Source organism: Luteimonas colneyensis (genome assembly GCF_014836665.1).
Taxonomy (GTDB): Bacteria; Pseudomonadota; Gammaproteobacteria; order Xanthomonadales; family Xanthomonadaceae; genus Luteimonas; species Luteimonas colneyensis.
On record NZ_JACSQJ010000007.1, the window covers coordinates 73528 to 89637 of the forward strand.

Annotated in this window: 17 protein-coding genes; 2 read left to right on the top strand and 15 right to left on the bottom strand. The window is 71.6% G+C overall.

Annotation, left to right across the window (positions count from 1 at the left end; all coding sequences use genetic code 11):
- Positions 1 to 47: 47 nt before the first annotated feature.
- The 13 genes from H9645_RS11920 to rlmE form a co-directional block, all read right to left on the bottom strand.
- A complete protein-coding gene (locus H9645_RS11920) occupies positions 48 to 419 on the bottom strand; it encodes a hypothetical protein (protein WP_189494066.1) in 372 nt (123 codons plus the stop codon).
- The gene (locus H9645_RS11925) at positions 349 to 1998 is read right to left on the bottom strand and encodes a CHASE2 domain-containing protein (protein WP_191729907.1); all 1650 of its coding nucleotides are present in this window, start codon (positions 1996 to 1998) and stop codon (positions 349 to 351) included. Before H9645_RS11925 ends, H9645_RS11920 begins: the two co-directional genes overlap by 71 nt.
- A gap of 134 nt (positions 1999 to 2132) precedes the next feature.
- Positions 2133 to 3425 carry an adenylosuccinate synthase gene (locus tag H9645_RS11930; protein ID WP_191729908.1) on the bottom strand — a complete coding sequence of 431 codons (1293 nt, stop codon included), beginning with the start codon at positions 3423 to 3425 and terminating at the stop codon, positions 2133 to 2135.
- 125 nt (positions 3426 to 3550) lie between these two features.
- Positions 3551 to 3739 carry a DUF2065 domain-containing protein gene (locus H9645_RS11935; RefSeq protein ID WP_189494063.1) on the bottom strand — a complete coding sequence of 63 codons (189 nt, stop codon included), beginning with the start codon at positions 3737 to 3739 and terminating at the stop codon, positions 3551 to 3553.
- 16 nt (positions 3740 to 3755) lie between these two features.
- Positions 3756 to 4619: a protease modulator HflC gene (gene hflC / locus H9645_RS11940; protein ID WP_191729909.1), complete on the bottom strand. Its 864-nt coding sequence runs from the start codon at positions 4617 to 4619 to the stop codon at positions 3756 to 3758.
- Positions 4616 to 5770 carry an FtsH protease activity modulator HflK gene (gene hflK / locus H9645_RS11945; protein ID WP_191729910.1) on the bottom strand — a complete coding sequence of 385 codons (1155 nt, stop codon included), beginning with the start codon at positions 5768 to 5770 and terminating at the stop codon, positions 4616 to 4618. Before hflK ends, hflC begins: the two co-directional genes overlap by 4 nt.
- Positions 5771 to 5862: 92 nt before the next feature.
- Entirely contained in the window at positions 5863 to 7170 is a 1308-nt protein-coding gene (gene hflX / locus H9645_RS11950; RefSeq protein WP_191729993.1) for a ribosome rescue GTPase HflX, read from the bottom strand.
- Positions 7171 to 7241: 71 nt separating this feature from the next.
- Positions 7242 to 7517, bottom strand: a complete 276-nt coding sequence (gene hfq, locus H9645_RS11955) for an RNA chaperone Hfq (protein WP_191729911.1) — start codon at positions 7515 to 7517, stop codon at positions 7242 to 7244.
- 169 nt (positions 7518 to 7686) lie between these two features.
- Positions 7687 to 8658, bottom strand: a complete 972-nt coding sequence (gene miaA / locus H9645_RS11960) for a tRNA (adenosine(37)-N6)-dimethylallyltransferase MiaA (RefSeq protein WP_191729912.1) — start codon at positions 8656 to 8658, stop codon at positions 7687 to 7689.
- Positions 8648 to 10126 carry a sodium/proline symporter PutP gene (putP, locus tag H9645_RS11965; protein WP_191729913.1) on the bottom strand — a complete coding sequence of 493 codons (1479 nt, stop codon included), beginning with the start codon at positions 10124 to 10126 and terminating at the stop codon, positions 8648 to 8650. The genes miaA and putP overlap by 11 nt, the downstream gene beginning before the upstream one ends.
- Before the next feature lie 61 nt (positions 10127 to 10187).
- Positions 10188 to 11087, bottom strand: coding sequence for a dihydropteroate synthase (folP, locus tag H9645_RS11970; protein WP_191729914.1), 900 nt, complete (start codon positions 11085 to 11087; stop codon positions 10188 to 10190).
- A 114-nt stretch (positions 11088 to 11201) separates the two neighbouring features.
- Complete coding sequence (gene ftsH, locus H9645_RS11975) at positions 11202 to 13118, bottom strand: ATP-dependent zinc metalloprotease FtsH (RefSeq protein ID WP_191729915.1); 1917 nt, start codon at positions 13116 to 13118, stop codon at positions 11202 to 11204.
- A 27-nt stretch (positions 13119 to 13145) separates the two neighbouring features.
- On the bottom strand, positions 13146 to 13778 hold the full coding sequence (rlmE, locus tag H9645_RS11980) for a 23S rRNA (uridine(2552)-2'-O)-methyltransferase RlmE (RefSeq protein WP_191729916.1): 633 nt from the start codon (positions 13776 to 13778) through the stop codon (positions 13146 to 13148).
- A 68-nt stretch (positions 13779 to 13846) separates the two neighbouring features.
- Between rlmE and yhbY the strand changes: the two genes are divergently transcribed.
- Positions 13847 to 14152 carry a ribosome assembly RNA-binding protein YhbY gene (yhbY, locus tag H9645_RS11985; RefSeq protein ID WP_191729917.1) on the top strand — a complete coding sequence of 102 codons (306 nt, stop codon included), beginning with the start codon at positions 13847 to 13849 and terminating at the stop codon, positions 14150 to 14152.
- A 14-nt stretch (positions 14153 to 14166) separates the two neighbouring features.
- The gene (locus H9645_RS11990) at positions 14167 to 14544 is read left to right on the top strand and encodes an Mth938-like domain-containing protein (protein ID WP_191729918.1); all 378 of its coding nucleotides are present in this window, start codon (positions 14167 to 14169) and stop codon (positions 14542 to 14544) included.
- Between the two features lie 49 nt (positions 14545 to 14593).
- Here the strand turns inward: H9645_RS11990 and H9645_RS11995 are convergent, their stop codons facing one another.
- Complete coding sequence (locus H9645_RS11995; protein ID WP_191729919.1) at positions 14594 to 15418, bottom strand: peptidoglycan DD-metalloendopeptidase family protein; 825 nt, start codon at positions 15416 to 15418, stop codon at positions 14594 to 14596.
- Positions 15419 to 15453: 35 nt separating this feature from the next.
- On the bottom strand, positions 15454 to 16107 hold the full coding sequence (locus H9645_RS12000) for an exopolysaccharide biosynthesis protein (RefSeq protein ID WP_191729920.1): 654 nt from the start codon (positions 16105 to 16107) through the stop codon (positions 15454 to 15456).
- Positions 16108 to 16110: the final 3 nt, after the last annotated feature.

Below are 16110 nucleotides of genomic sequence, written 5' to 3' on the forward strand. Positions count from 1 at the left end.
CGCCATCGCCAACAGCGCGCCCGCCGCGCGCCTCCGGACCGTGCCGTTCACCTGCAGCCCTCGCCGGCGCCACGGACCGCGTTCATGGCCACGTCGTCGGCGAAGGACACGGAGCTGTCTCCCCCCAGCCGCCCGCAGTACGCATTGGGCACGGCGGTGTTGAAGCGCAGGCTGAGCTTGTCGACCCACACCCGGCCGCCGGGGAGGTCCAGCAGCGCATAGCCCTTCCTGGAGACTTCGAGCACCCGCACGCCGACCAGCTCGTTTGCATCCAGCGCCCGATCGAGGCGGACGAAGCGGTTGCTCCCTTCCTGCAGATCGAACGCCGCCGGCTTGCCGTACACCTTCTCAACCAGGACCGGGGACCCCTGCTCCTGCGCCGCCAGTTGCATCGCCGGCAGCACCAGGCCCGCCAGCATCCAGACCATCCATCGCGTGTTCATCGTCGTTCCCCCTTGCACCACACTTGCAGCCTTCCGCGCCCTTGGACGCGACCCAGAGCACCGCACCCAGCACCAGCGCGCCCAAGCCCAGCCAGTCCTGCGGAGGCTGGCGGAGCACGTCCTGGACGAACCGGACCTGCAGGTAGGCGATCAATGCCAGCACGGCGGACAGCCCCAGCAGGCGCACGGCGCCCAGCCGCCCGGGACCGGCGCGGAACAGCAGCCACCCCGCGGCCAGCGACATCAGCACTGCCGTGCCCAGTCCGATCCACGGACCCAGCGACGCGTTCACGTGCACGCGGTCGCGGCCCCACTGCATGAGGTTGTCCAGCGCCATGGCGTGCAGGTAGACGCCGGGGACCTGCTGGTTGACGGGGGTTGAGACCAGGTCGTCCAGGCCGATCAGTCGGGTTCCCACCAGAACCACCCGGTCTTCCAGCAGCGGCCTGCCGCCGGGTCCGCGCTCCATCAGTGTCTCGTCGTGCACCAGCGCATCGGCGAACACGGTCAGGGGGAACACGCAGCGTTCGCGATTGCGGTCCTCCCGCCCGGGGTCCGCGGCACCCCGGAAGCTGTCCCAGGTCAGGCGCGCCGCCGAGGTCCAGCGCTCCATCCGGGTCGGCGACGGCCGCCCGGCGGCGACGTCCTGGGGCCCTTCGCAGCGCGTGCCATCACCGTCCCGGACCGGGGGCCGCCAGCCCCACTGCACGGCGAGCGGCAAACCCATCGCAGCCGGCGGGAACGCCGACGCCGCTTCCCGGCACCCCGCCTCCGAACCCGTGGCACAGGCATGCCGGTACAACGCGAATGCCACCGAGTCGGTGCCGGCCCCGGTCACGCCCGGCCGGTCGCAGGCCATGTGCGCGGCACCCTCGTGCACCGAGTCGGCGTCGACGCGGAGCGGATAGCCGGCGCCCACGCCCTGCCACCCGGTCACCACGTCCTGGACGCCGCCGTCGCTCGAGAAGATCGAACACTGTCCGGGCGCGCCCACGCCGAAGAACACCGGGATCGCCGGGTCATGAGCGGCCACTGCCGCGTTCAGCGAGGCGTAGGCGCTCTCGAAGCTGTCGTCGTACTCGCGCTCCTCCAGCAGGAGGACATCCAGGTAGACGGCGCGCGGCCGCTGCTCCAGGACGCGCTGCAGCAGCGCGTCGTACTGGCGATAGGTGGGCGGCCAACCCATCCCCATGGCGTCCAGCGCGCGGTCGTCGATGAGCACCACCGCGATCGCGTCACGGGCGGAATCGTCGTAGAACGGCGCGGCCACGCGCGCGCTGAGGCGCATCGACTGCGCCTTGCTGGCATTGGCCAGACCGAAGGGCTCGACCAGGTTGAGCACCACGCCGAGCAGGAAGACCAGCACGAACACGAGTGCGGCCGCATCCAGGATGTACGCCGGCGTGCATGGCCGCCGCTGGCGCGGCGGCCTGGTCTCGGCCGGCGTCCGGGCCGTCAGCAGGCGGCACCTCGCAAACCAGCGGAAACGCGCGATGCGCCTGACCTTCTCGCGCAGGAACCGGCTCAGGCCGTGGCGGCACGTACAGCCGTCCACCTGCCGCTGCAGCCGGTCACTGGCCGTGAGGCGTTCGCGTCCCTGTCCACCGGATGCCTGCACCCGAGTTCCCTCGCCGGCTCCCCAAGGCCGACGCGACCACCTTAGTGCGACCCCGGTCCCACTTCAAGCACTCAGGCAAATGGATCCTGCAGCACCATCGTGTGCTCCCGGTCCGGTCCCGTGCTGACGATCGACAGCGGACAGCCCGCCAGTTCCTCCAGCGCGCGCAGGTAGGCGCGCGCCGCCGGCGGCAGCTTCTCCCACTCGGTGATGCCGTGGGTGTCTTCCGTCCAGCCCGGGAACTCCAGGTACACCGGTTCGCACTCGGCCCAGCCCTGCGCGTCCAGCGGAGCGTACTCGGTGCGCTTGCCGCGGTACTGGTAGCCGATGCACATCTTCAGTGTGTCGAAGCCGTCCAGTACGTCGAGCTTGGTGATGCACAGGCCGTTGATGCCGTTGATCGCCACCGCGCGCTTGAGCGCCACGATGTCGATCCAGCCGCAGCGGCGCGGGCGTCCGGTGGTGGCGCCGTATTCCTGGCCGCGGTCGCGCAGGCGCTGGCCGTGCTCGTCGTCGAGTTCCGTGGGGAACGGGCCGCCGCCGACGCGCGTGGCGTAGGCCTTGCAGATGCCCAGCACGTAGTCGATCGCGTCCGCGCCCACGCCGGTGCCGGCCAGCGCGCCGCCGACGGTGGTGTTGGAGCTGGTGACGTAGGGATAGGTGCCGTGGTCGATGTCGAGCAGCGAACCCTGCGCGCCCTCGAACAGCACCTTCTTCCCCTGCTTGCGCAGGTCGTGGAGGATGCCGGCCACGTCGGACTTCATCGGCTCGACGTAGTCGCCGAAGGCCAGCGCCTCGTCATAGGTCTGCTGGAAATCGACGGCATCGGCGCCCAGGTACCGGGTCAGCACGAAGTTGTGGTAGTCGAGCGCCGTGCGCAGCAGCTCTTCCAGCTGCTTCGGGTAGTGCAGGTCGGCGACGCGGATGCCGCGGCGCGCGACCTTGTCCTCGTACGCCGGGCCGATGCCGCGGCCGGTGGTGCCGATGGCCTTGCCGCCGGCGGCCTTCTCGCGGGCCTGGTCGAGCGCGATGTGGTACGGCATGATCAGCGGCGTCGCCGGGCTGATCCGCAGGCGCGAGCGCACTTCCACGCCGGCCTCTTCCAGCTCGGCCACTTCCTTCATCAGCGCGGCCGGGCTCAGCACCACGCCGTTGCCGATCAGGCACAGCGCGTCCTCGCGCAGGATGCCCGACGGAATCAGGTGCAGCACCGTCTTCTTGCCGCCGATCACCAGCGTATGGCCGGCGTTGTGGCCGCCCTGGAACCGCACCACGCCGCCGATGTCCTGCGTCAGCAGGTCGACGATCTTGCCCTTGCCCTCGTCGCCCCACTGGGCGCCCAGCACCACCACCGACTGGCCCATGGCCACATGCTCCTTGAACGGGAAAAAGCCGGAGGTCCGCGCTGTGCAGCGGGCCCTTCCGGCTTTTGTGGATTATCCCGGCTTTGGGTCCGCGGGGCCAGCCCGCGACGCGACCCCTGCGCGACTCAGCCCTGGCGCACCCACCACAGGGCCAGCACGCCGGCAGCCAGCACGATGGCGCCGACCTGGCGCAGCTGGCGTTCCGGCGTGGCCAGCATCCGCGCCATCGCCCGCTTCCAGGCGCCGGGTGCGGCGAACAGCACCAGGCCTTCGAACACGGCCACCAGGCACAGCGCGGCCCACAGGTCGTTCACGCGGCCGCGCTCCCGGTCAGCGGTCGCTGCGCATGTACTGCAGGAACGGGTCGTTGCGCTCCAGCACCACCACGGCGTCGCCCGAGGCGAAGGCGCGGCGATAGGCGTTCAGGCTGCGCTGGAAGGCGAAGAACCCGGGATCGCGGTTCGCGGCCTCGGCGTAGATGCGCGCGGCCTCGGCGTCGCCCTCGCCTCGCAGCACCTGGGCGTCGCGCTCGGCCTCGGCCAGCAGCACGGTCTGTTCGCGGTCGGCCTCGGCGCGGACGATGCGCGCCTGCTCCTCGCCCTCGGCGCGCAGCGCAGCGGCCACCTGGCGGCGCTCGGCGCGCATGCGGTCGTAGACCTGGCTGATGACGTCGCTGTCGGTGGGCAGGTCGATCTGCTTGAAGCGGATGTCGACCACCTGCATGCCCAGCGTCCGCGCGCCCTCGTTGATGCCCGGCAGCTGGCGGTCGATCAGTTCGGCACGGTTGCCCGAGACCAGCTCGGTCAGGGTCTGCGAGTTGATCTCGTTGCGCAGCGATTCCTTGATGATCGGCGCCAGGCGCGCGGTCACCAGCTCCTCGTTGCCACCAGTGGCGCGGTAGAAGTCGGCGGCGTCGACGATGAAGCCGATGGCGACGAAGTCCACGCTCACGTCCTTGCGCTCGGAGGTCAGCGAGCGCTCGGGCGGGAACTCGTTGGCGGTGAAGCGGCGGTCGAACACGCGCGCGCTTTCCACCAGCGGGATCTTGAAGTGCAGGCCCGGCGCGAGGTCGGTGCGGGCGACGCGGCCCAGGTTCAGCACCAGGCCGACCTGGCCCTCGCGGACCACGAACATCGAGCCCAGCAGGCCCAGCACCACGACCAGGATGACGGGGAAGATCAGTTGCGGCTTCATCGGCTGGCTCCGTCACGCGGCGGGCGCGGCAGGTTGCTGGGGGCGGCCGGCACGACCGCGCCGGCGTCGCGGCCATCCGCGGCGGGCGCGACCATGTCCGGGGTCAGCAGCGGCTGCTGTGACCCGGCGCCGGCGCCTTCGCCGGCCATCGGCACGTAGATCAGCTGGCGGCCATCGCCGCCGACCACGGTGCGGTTCTCGGCGAGCACCTCTTCGACCGTCTCCAGCCACAGGCGCTTGCGGGTGACCTCGGGGGCCTTCTTGTACTCGTCGACCAGCAGGCTGAAGCGCTGGGCGTCACCGCTGGCGTTGGCGACCGCGGCGGTCTTGTAGCCCTCGGCGGTGGTGCGCACGCGCTGCGCCTGGCCGCGGGCCTCGGGCACGATGCGGGCGGCGTAGGCGCGGGCCTCGTTCACCAGGCGCTCGTTCATCTGCTGGGCGCTGTTGACCTCGTCGAAGGCCGGCTTGACCTCCTCCGGCGGACGGGCGTCCTGCAGGCTCAGCTCGGTCACGATCAGGCCGGTGCGGTAGGTCTCGAGCGAGGCCTGCAGCGAGGTCGCGGCGGCCGCCGACAGCGGGCCGCGCGCGTTGAGCGCGGAGTCGAGGTTGGCGCGGCCGATCTGCTCGCGCACGGCGCTCTGCGCCACCTGCTCGAGCACGCGGTCGGCGTCGCGCGAGCCGAACAGGTACATCTGCGGGTCGCTGATGCGGTACTGCACGTTGAACGACACGGTGACGATGTTCTCGTCGCGGGTCAGCACCGGCAGCGAGTTGCTGAAGGTGCGTACGCCGGTGGTGTTGATCTTGGTGACGCTCTCGATCGGCCACGGCAGCTTGAAGTTCGGGCCCGGCTGCATGACGCGCGCGAACTTGCCGAAGCGCAGCACCACCCCGCGGTCCTGCTCGCCCACCAGCACGAAGCAGTTGAAGGCGAGGAACAGCACCAGGGCGATGCCGATCCAGCGCAGCGGATTGCCGCCACCGCCGCCGCCGAACAGGCCACGGAGCTGGTCGATGAGGCCGTCGAACGGCCCGCGCCCGCGGCCACCGCCGCTGCGGCGCGGCGGCCAGGGGTTCTGGCGGCGGTCGTTGCCACCGTCGCGGCCCGAACCGCGGTCGTCGTTGTTCTTGCCGGGGATGTTCCAGGCCATGCTGGCTCCAGTCTGGGGATCCCGCCGCCGGGGACCGGCAGCGAAGGGGCATTCTACAAGGTGCGGGCGCCGCGGTCCGGCGTCGCCCACGCTCAGTCGGCGGGCAGCAGGGCCCGCAGCGGTGCGCCGTCCCCCTGCGCCGCGAGGCGCCGGGCATCGGTGAGCGGCAGGTCGATGTCGAGCGTCCAGCCGTGCTCGTCGTGGGCTTCGGCGCGGATCGCGTCGACCTCGTGCAGGCGCGCGCGCAGCCGGCCGGCATCGGGCGGCAGGCGCAGCTCGGCCTGCAGCCGGCGAAGCCCCAGGCGCCGCGCCAGCGCCTCGCGCAGCAGGTCCAGGCCCTCGCGGTCGCGCGCCGAGATCCAGACCCGCTCGCGCACCGCGGCCTCGTCGGCGTGGTCGCCGGCGTGCGGCTGGTCGTGGCGGGCGGGCACGCCGAGGCGGTCGATCTTGTTGTAGACCAGCAGTTGCGGGATGTCGCCGGCGCCGATCTCGGCCAGCACCTCGTCGACCTGGGCGATGCGCTCGTCGCGCAGCGGGTCGGAGGCGTCGATGAGGTGCAGCAGCAGGTCGGCCTCGCGGGCCTCGCTCAGGGTCGAGCGGAACGCGGCGACCAGCTCGTGCGGCAGGTCGCGCACGAAGCCGACGGTGTCGGCCAGCACCACGTGGCCGCCGGGCAGCGTGATCCTGCGCACCGTGGGGTCGAGGGTGGCGAACAGCTGGTCGGCAGCGTAGGCGTCGGCGCCGGTCAGGGCGTTGAACAGCGTCGACTTGCCGGCGTTGGTGTAGCCCACCAGGGCGACGCGCGGCAGCTCGCTGCGCACGCGGGCGCGGCGCATCTGGGTGCGCTGCACGTCCACCTTCGCAAGCCGGGCCTGGAGCTGCTCGACGCGCTTCTGCAGCAGCCGGCGGTCGGTCTCGAGCTGGGTTTCGCCGGGACCACGCAGGCCGATCGCACCGCCACGCTGGCTGTCCAGGTGGCTCCAGCCGCGCACCAGGCGCGTGGCCATGTGCTTCAGCTGCGCCAGCTCGACCTGGAGCTTGCCTTCATGGCTGCGTGCGCGCTGGGCGAAGATGTCGAGGATCAGCCCGGTGCGGTCGACCACGCGGCGCTCGAGGAACTTCTCGAGGTTGCGCTCCTGGCCCGGCGACAGCGGATGGTTGACCAGCACCAGGTCGGCGCCGCTGGCATCGGCCGCGGCCTTGATCTCGTCGAGCTTGCCGCTGCCCAGCAGGGTGGCGGGATTCGGGCGGTCGATGCGCGCCGGCATGACGTGGGCCACGCTCGCGCCGGCCGAGCGGGCGAGTTCCGCGAACTCCTCCAGCGCACCTTCGTCCGGCGGGCCGCCGCGGTGCGGCTGGACCAGCAGCGCGTGCTCGCCCTTGCGGGAACGTTCAAACAGCTCGGTGGGCATTCGGTCGGCGGCGTCGGGTCATGCCCCCGACATGGGGGCGCCGGCGGCCGACGCAAGCGTCACTCGGCCTCGTCGTCCGCGGCCGACGGCTCGTCGGCGGCCTGCACCACGCCGCCGCCCGGGCCCACGCGCACGTTGCGCGCCGGCACCACGGTGGAGATCGCGTGCTTGTAGACCATCTGGCTGACGGTGTTGCGCAGGAGCACGACGAACTGGTCGAAGGACTCGATCGTGCCCTGCAGCTTGATGCCGTTGACGAGGTAGATCGACACCGGCACGCGTTCGCGGCGCAGCGCGTTCAGGAAAGGATCCTGCAAGGACTGTCCCTTGGACATCAAAGTTTCCCCAGCTGTTGTTGTTGTTATGGGTGGTGCGAGCCCGGACCGCCGCCATGCCACTCCCCGGCGGCGGTCCGGATGATCTTATACGACCGGCGCAGGCATGGGCCGGCGCGTGGGCGCGGCCGTGACGCGGCGCACGGCCGGAGGTGGGGGGGAGGCCCGCTCAGCCGAGGAAGTCCCGGACCGCGCGGTCAAGCTCCGCGCCCCGCGTGGCCGGGTCGAACCAGCGCGCGTCGAGTTCGCCGCGCAGCCAGGTCAGCTGGCGCTTGGCAAGCTGGCGGGTGGCGGCGATGCCGCGCTCGCGCAGGTCCGCGGCGTCGCCCCGCCCGTCCAGGAACTCCCAGGCCTGGCGGTAGCCGACGGCGCGGATCGCCGGCAGGTCGAGCGGCGCGGGATGGCGCTGCAGCCCGGGCAGCGCCCGCAGCGCGCGCACCTCGTCGAGGAAGCCGGCGGCCAGCATCGCGTCGAAGCGGCGCGCGATGCGTTCGTGCAGCACCGCGCGCCCGGCCGGCGCCACCACCAGCTTCAGCACCCGCAGCGGCAGGCGCGCGCGGCCGGCGGCCGGGTCCTGCTGCCAGGCGCTGATCGGACGGCCGCTGATCCGCCAGACCTCGAGCGCGCGCTGGATGCGCTGCGGATCGTTGCGGCCGATACGCGCGGCGGCGACGGGATCGACTTCGGCCAGCGCGGCGTGCAGCGCCGGCCAGCCGTGCTCGCGCGCTTCCGCCTCCAGCCCTGCGCGCACCGCGGGATCCGCCGCCGGCATCTCCGCGAGGCCTTCCAGCAGCGCGCGGAAATAGAGTCCGGTGCCGCCGGCGAGGATCGGCAGGCGGCCACGGGCCACCACGTCGTCGATCGCGGCGCGCGCGTCGCGGGCGAAGTCGGCGGCCGAATAGGCCTCCCACGGATCGCGCAGGTCGAGCATGTGGTGGCGGGCGCGCGCCTGCTCGGCGGCGTCGGGCTTGGCGGCGCCGATGTCGAGGCCGCGGTAGACCAGCGCCGAATCCACGCTGATGACCTCGCCGTTGAAACGCTCCGCCCAGTCCAGCGCCAGCGCCGTCTTGCCCGACGCCGTCGGGCCCATCAGCGCGATCGCCGGGGGACGGGCGTCGGCCCGGCCTTCGTCAGTGGCCATGCTGCCGGAGTTCGGCGCGGACCCCGGCGTGGGTCGCGAGCACATGGGCGGGCGGCGCGCGCCCGAGCAGGCTGACGGCCACGATCGCGACGGTGGCGGCGATGAAGCCCGGCACGATCTCGTACAGCGAGCTTCCGGTGTGTTTCCACAGCACCACGGTGGCCGCGCCCACGAGCACGCCGGCGAGCGCACCGTTGCGGGTCATGCGCGCCCATGTCAGCGACAGCACCACCACCGGACCGAAGGCGGCGCCGAAGCCGGCCCAGGCGTAGGCCACGAGGCCCAGCACGCGGCTGTCCGGGTCGCGGGCAATGAAGATCGCCACCAGCGCCACCGCCAGCACCATCGCGCGGCCGAACCAGACCAGTTCCCGCTGCCCGGCCTGCGGCCGGACGAAGCCGCGGTAGAAATCCTCGGTCAGCGCGCTCGAGCAGACCAGCAGCTGGCACGACAGCGTGCTCATGATCGCCGCCAGGATCGCCGACAGCAGCACGCCCGCCACCCAGGGATTGAACAGCTGCTGCGACAGGCTCACGAACACGCGCTCCGGATCGGCCAGCGCCTGGTCGGGATGCGCGGCATACCAGGCGATGCCGAACACGCCCACCGACACCGAGCCGAGCAGGCACAGCACCATCCAGGTCATGCCGATGCGGCGCGCCTTCGGGATCGCCGCCAGCGACTCGGCGGCCATGAAGCGCGCGAGGATATGCGGCTGCCCGAAGTAGCCCAGGCCCCAGGCCAGCGCCGACACCACTGCGATCGCGCCACCGGCGCCGACCCAGTCCAGCCGCGCCGGATCGACCTGCTCGACCAGTGCGAGGCCCTCGCCGACTCCGCCGACGCCCAGGATCACCATGACCGGCACCAGCAGCAGCGCGAAGATCATCAGCGTCGCCTGCACGGTGTCGGTCCAGCTGACCGCGAGGAAGCCGCCGATGAAGGTGTAGGCGATGGTGACCGCCGCGCCCCACCACAGCGCCTGGGCATAGGGCAGTCCGAACACCTCCTCGAACAGCTTGGCGCCGGCAACGATGCCCGAGGCGCAATACACCGCGAAGAACACCAGGATCACCAGCGCCGAGACCACGCGCAGCACCCGCGCCCGGTCGTCGAAGCGGTGGGTGAAGTAGTCCGGCAGGGTGAGCGCGTTCTTCGCGCGCTCGGTGTACACGCGCAGCGGACCGGCCACCACGTGCCAGTTGGCCCAGGCGCCCAGCACCAGGCCGACCGCGATCCAGCCCTCGGACACGCCGCCGAGGTAGGCGGCGCCTGGCAGGCCCATCAGCAGCCAGCCGCTCATGTCGGACGCCCCCGCCGACAGCGCGGTCACCACGCTGCCCAGCGATCGCCCGCCGAGGATGTAGTCGTCGAAGGTGCGGGTCCGGCGCCAGGCCCAGAGGCCGATGCCGATCATCAGCACCAGGTAGCCGGCGAAGGTGGCGATCAGCGGCAGGCTTGCGGTCATGCGGTGGTCCCCATGCCCCGTGGCGGGGCGTGCACCGCCGGGACTTTACGCGAGCGCGCGCTCAGTCGGGCCAGTCGATGGTCATGGGCGCGGCGGCCGCGGGCACGCGCGGCAACGGGACCGCGTCCACGGCCGCGAGCACCCTGAGCGCGTCGACGGTGGCCGCGACGTCGTGCACGCGCAGCAGCATCGCGCCGCGCTGGGCGGCGACCAGGTGCGCGGCCACCGAGCCGTGCACGCGCGCCTTCGCGTCGTCCCGGCCGGTGAGCTCGCCGATGCTGCGCTTGCGCGACAGCCCGGCCAGCACCGGCACGCCGAGTTCGGCGAAGCGCTCCAGCCGCGCCAGCAGGGTGACGTTGTGCTGCGTGGTCTTGCCGAAGCCGAAGCCGGGATCGGCGACGATGCGCCTGCGCGGGATGCCGGCCATCTCGGCGGCGAAGATGCGCTCGGCGAGGAAGCGGTGCACGTCGCCGACGACGTCGTCGTACTCCGGCGCCTCCTGCATCGAACGCGGCTCGCCCAGCATGTGCATCAGCACGACCGGCACGCCCAGCTCCGCGGCGGCCTCGAGCGCGCCTTCGGCGCGCAGCGCGCGGATGTCGTTGATCATCCCCGCGCCGGCCGCGACCGCGGCCTGCATCACCTCCGGGCGCCAGGTGTCGATGCTGACCGGCAGCGCGGTCTCGCGCACCAGGCGTTCTATGACCGGCACCACGCGGCGGATCTCCTCCTCCGCGCCAACGCCCTCGGAGCCGGGCCGCGTGGACTCGCCACCAACGTCGAGGATGTCGGCGCCCTCCTCCGCCAGCCGCAGTCCGTGGGCCACCGCGGCATCGACGTCGAAATGGTCACCGCCGTCGGAAAACGAATCCGGCGTGACGTTGACGATGCCCATGACCCGCGGCCGATCGAGGCGCAGCGGCCGGCCGGCGCAGTCGAGGCTCGGGACGGTGTCGAACATGGGGCGCTCCGATTGCGGGGAGAGGGGTTGTCGCGGAGGGCCGCGTGGGTCCGCGCGATCCGCGTCACCTTCCGCGAAAGAAGAAGGGGCGGTTGCCCGCCCCTCCGGTATTGCTCAGGCCTGCGGTGCCGGATCCGGCGAGATCGACAGCGGACGCTTGCCGCTGTCGTCGCCGTCGTCGTCGCCCTTGGGCAGCGGCTTGCTCCAGCCCATCGGCGGCGGCGGCTCGCGGCCTTCCATGATGGCGTCGATCTGCGGCACGTCGATGGTCTCGTATTCGAGCAGGAGCTTCGCCATCGCGTGCAGCTTGTCGATGTTCTCCTTGAGGATCGTCGACGTGCGGGCGTAAGCGCGGTCGAGGATGCCGCGCACCACTTCGTCGATGCGCCGGGCCGTGTCGTCGGAGACGTTCTTATGCTGGGTCACCGAGCGACCGAGGAACACCTCGTCCTCCTCCTCGCCATAGGCGATCGGGCCGAGCTCGTCGGACAGGCCCCACTTGGTCGCCATGTTGCGGGCGATCTTGGTCGCGCGCTCGATGTCGTTGGAGGCGCCGGTCGTGACCTTGTCCTCGCCGAAGATCAGCTCCTCGGCGACGCGGCCGCCGTACAGCGAGCACAGCTGCGACTCCAGCGCGACGCGGTTCATCGAGTACTTGTCGCCCTCGGGCAGGTACATGGTCACGCCCAGCGCGCGGCCGCGCGGGATGATCGTGACCTTGTAGACCGGGTCGTGCTCGGGCACCAGGCGGCCGACGATGGCGTGGCCGGCCTCGTGGTAGGCGGTCAGCGTCTTCTCGTCCTCGCTCATCGCCATCGAGCGGCGCTCGGCGCCCATCAGGATCTTGTCGCGCGCGCGGTCGAAGTGGTCCATGCGGACGTCCTTCGAATTCTCGCGCGCGGCGAACAGCGCCGCCTCGTTCACGAGGTTGGCCAGGTCCGCGCCGGAGAAGCCGGGCGTGCCGCGCGCGACCACCATGGCGTCGACGTCGTCGGCCAGCGGCACCTTGCGCATGTGCACCTTGAGGATCTGCTCGCGGCCCTTCACGTCGGGCAGGCCGACCACCACCTGGCGGTCGAAGCGGCCCGGGCGCAGCAGCGCCGGGTCGAGCACGTCGGGACGGTTGGTGGCCGCGATCACGATCACGCCCTCGCCGCCCTCGAAGCCGTCCATCTCGACCAGCAGCTGGTTGAGGGTCTGCTCGCGCTCGTCGTGGCCGCCGCCCAGGCCGGCGCCGCGGTGGCGGCCGACGGCGTCGATCTCGTCGATGAAGATGATGCACGGGGCGTGCTTCTTGGCCTGCTCGAACATGTCGCGCACGCGGCTGGCGCCGACGCCCACGAACATCTCGACGAAGTCGGAGCCCGAGATCGAGAAGAACGGCACCTTGGCCTCGCCGGCGATGGCCTTGGCCAGCAGCGTCTTGCCGGTGCCCGGGGGGCCGACCATCAGCACGCCGCGCGGGATCTTGCCGCCGAGCTTCTGGAAGCGCGAGGGATCGCGCAGGAACTCGACCAGCTCGGACACCTCTTCCTTGGCCTCGTCGCAGCCGGCGACGTCGGCGAAGGTCACCTTGACCTGGTCGTCGCCCAGCAGCTTGGCGCGCGAGCGGCCGAAGGACATCGCGCCCTTGCTGCCGCCCTGCTGCATCTGCCGCATCATGAAGAACCAGAAGCCGATGATCAGCAGCACCGGCAGGAAGTTGAGCAGCAGCGACCACAGCGTGACGCCCGACTCCGGCGGCGCCTGCTTGATCTCGACGTTGTGGTTCATCAGGTCGTCGACCATGCGGTCGTCGCGGCGCGGCGCCGTGGTGATGCCGGTGGTGCCGTCCTTGCGCTGGAACTGCACCGAGCGCTCGTCGCTGGCGATGTCCACGGCCTTGATGCGGTCGGTCCGCACCTCGGTCATGAACTGCGAGTACATGACCTCCTGGCTGCCGGGCACCTTGGGGCTGAAGCTGTTGAAGACCACCATCAGCACGACGGCGACCACCACCCACAGCATCAGATTCTTGACCAGGTCGTTCATTCCACTCTCCGCGGCGGTGCCGCCAATTTACTTCATCCGGGCCAGCTTGCCCTGCGCCAGCGCATAGACTTCCGGCGAACGCTGGCGGGAGGCCGCGGGCTTGCGGACCACCACCTTCGCGTAACGCCGGCGCAGCTCGCGCACGTAGTCGTCGAAGCCGGCGCCGTGGAACAGCTTGATCAGGAAGTCGCCGCCCGGACGCAGGTGCCGGTCGGCGAAGTCCATCGCAAGCTCGGCCAGGTACATGGCCCGCGGCTGGTCGACGGCGTTCACACCACTCTTGTTGGGGGCCATGTCGGACAAGACAAGGTCCACGGACGCGCCGGCAAGGCTGGATTCCAGCCGGGACAGTACCGCGTCCTCCCTGAAGTCCCCGTGGATGAACTCCACCCCGGCCAGCGGCGGCATGTCGAGGATGTCCAGCGCGATCACCCGGCCGCCGTCGCCCAGGGCCTGGCGGACCCACTGCGACCAGCCCCCCGGGGCGGCACCGAGGTCGACCACGGTCATGCCCGGCTTCAGCAGGCGGTCGCGCTCGACCAGCTCCTCCAGCTTGTAGGCGGCGCGCGAACGCAGGCCTTCGGCCTGTGCCTTCTTCACGAAGGGGTCGTTGAAGTGTTCCTGGAGCCAGCGCTGGCTGCTTTTGCTGCGGGTGGCCATCGCGTCGGCAAGGGGCGGGGGCCGGTCATGATACCCTGCGCACCCCCTCGAACCTGACCGCAGCCCCCATGACCGTCGAGCTCACCGCCGCCCAGACCCGCTTCCTCCGCGGACAGGCCCATGGGCTCAAGGCGATGCTCCAGGTCGGCGGCAAGGGTGTCACCGATGCGCTGGTGGCGGAGATCGACGGCGCGCTGGACCACCACGAGCTGATCAAGGTGAAGGTGGGCGCGGCCGACCGCGAGGAGCGCGACGCGCTGATCGGCGGCCTGGTGGAGCGCACCGGCGCGGCGCTGGTGCAGCGCATCGGCCATGTCGCCGTGCTCTACCGGCCCAACCGCGAGAAGCGCCAGATCGTGCTTCCGCGCGGCTGAGGACACGACGCGCGATGGACCTCGTCCAGGAACGCCCCGACTATGAATACGTGCTGCGCGGCGCCGATGGCCGCTCGGCACTGGTCAACGACCGCCGCCTGGGCGCGAGCTTCATCGTCTCGCCCACCCGGCTGGTCGAGGACTGGGCCGCGGCCCCGATCGCCAGCCTGGCGCCCGCGCAGCTCGAGCCGCTGCTCGCCCTCGATCCGGAAGTGATCATCCTCGGCACCGGCGACGCGCAGGCCTTCCCGCCGCCGCGCACCATGGCCGCGTGCCTGGCCCGCGGCGTCGGCCTGGAGGCGATGACCAACGCCGCGGCCGCGCGCACCTTCAACGTGCTGGCCAGCGAAGGCCGGCGCGTGGTGGCGGGCTTCATCCTGTCGGGCGGCTGAGCCGCGCACCCGCCCACCGCGGCGGCGGCGTGAACGACTCGCGCAGCGGTCAGCGCTGCGGCAGGTAGCGCAGCGGATCGACCGGCTTGCCGTTGTAGCGGATCTCGAAGTGCAGCATGTCGCGGTCGGCGCCGGTGCGTCCCATCTCGGCGATCTGCTGGCCGGCCTTGACGCGATCGCCCTCGCCCACCAGGCGCCTGCGGTTGTGGCCATAGGCCGACAGCCACTGCTCGTCGTGCTTGATGATGACCAGCTCGCCGTAGCCGACCAGGCCCGAACCCGAGTACACGATCACGCCGTCGCCGGCGGCGCGCACCGCCTGTCCGGCCGAACCGGCGACGCCGATGCCCTGCTTCGTGGGATCGCCCTCGACGTAGCGGCTGACCAGGCCACCATCGGCCGGCCAGCGCCAGGCCACCGCGCTGCGCACCGGCGCGGGGCCGGTGGGCTGCGGCGGTGACTGCGTCGGCTGGACCACGCGTCCGCGGCGGTCGGTGGGCTGGCGCGCGGTGCCGCGGCTGGCGGACGCGGGCGTCGACGTGGATGCGCGGCCGCGAGTACCCGACGAGCCGGACGGATACAGGCGCAGCGTCTGGCCCGGATAGATCGTGTAGGGCGGCTGCACGCCGTTCCACATCGCGAGGTCGAGCGCGCTGATGCCGTTGTTGACCGCGAGGCGGTAGAGCGTGTCGCCGCGGCGCACGGTGACCGTCTGCCCCGGCTTCGGCGTCGAGGTGCGCGCCGCGCCGGACCCGCCCTCGCGGACCACCTTGCTCGTGCCGCAGCCGGCGAGCGCCAGCACCAGCGCGACGAACGGAACCAGGGCGATGCGGGCGGATCGGCGGAACGGGGGCATGCGCGGGAAAACCTCCATCTGTGACGTGACGCGCTCGGGCAAGGCGGAACCGGTCACCCGGCGAAGCGCTGCCACAGGTGCGTCAGCGCCAGGCCTCCGCCACCGATCAGCACGCTGAAATAGACCACGGTGCCGATGGTGGCGAGGTGGCCAAGCAGCACGGCACCGCCATCGCGCTGGATGAAGCCCACAGCGTAAAGCAGCAGCGCGATCGCGGGGATGGTGTTGCTGAACGGAACGAATCCGAACGGCGCCATCAGCAGCAGCGCGGCGAAGATGAAGGCGAGGTTGTTGAACAACCCCATCGCGCGGCCGTCGACCAGCGACGGCATCCGGTACGGGCGGCTGATGCGTTCGAGCCGGCGCACCCACGACATGCCGCCGGCGAGCGCCGGGCGCAGGCGATCGGCCGGCAGCTGCCGCGCGGCCAGCTTCTCCGGCACCCACAGCGGGCGCCCCGAGACGCGGCTCAGGCCCACCAGCAGGATGGCGGCGCCGAACACCGTGCTCACGCCCGGGATCGACACCGGGATCAGGAACACCAGGGTCAGCAGGATCGACAGCACCAGCAGGCCTTCGTCGCCGATCACCGCGAGCAGCTCGCCCAGGCTCATCGAGCCGCTCGGCAGCCGCTCGATGATGCCCTCGAGCTGGCTGCGCAGCGACTGCTCGTCCGGTGGCGGGGACGGCGGGACCGGTCGGGCCATGGC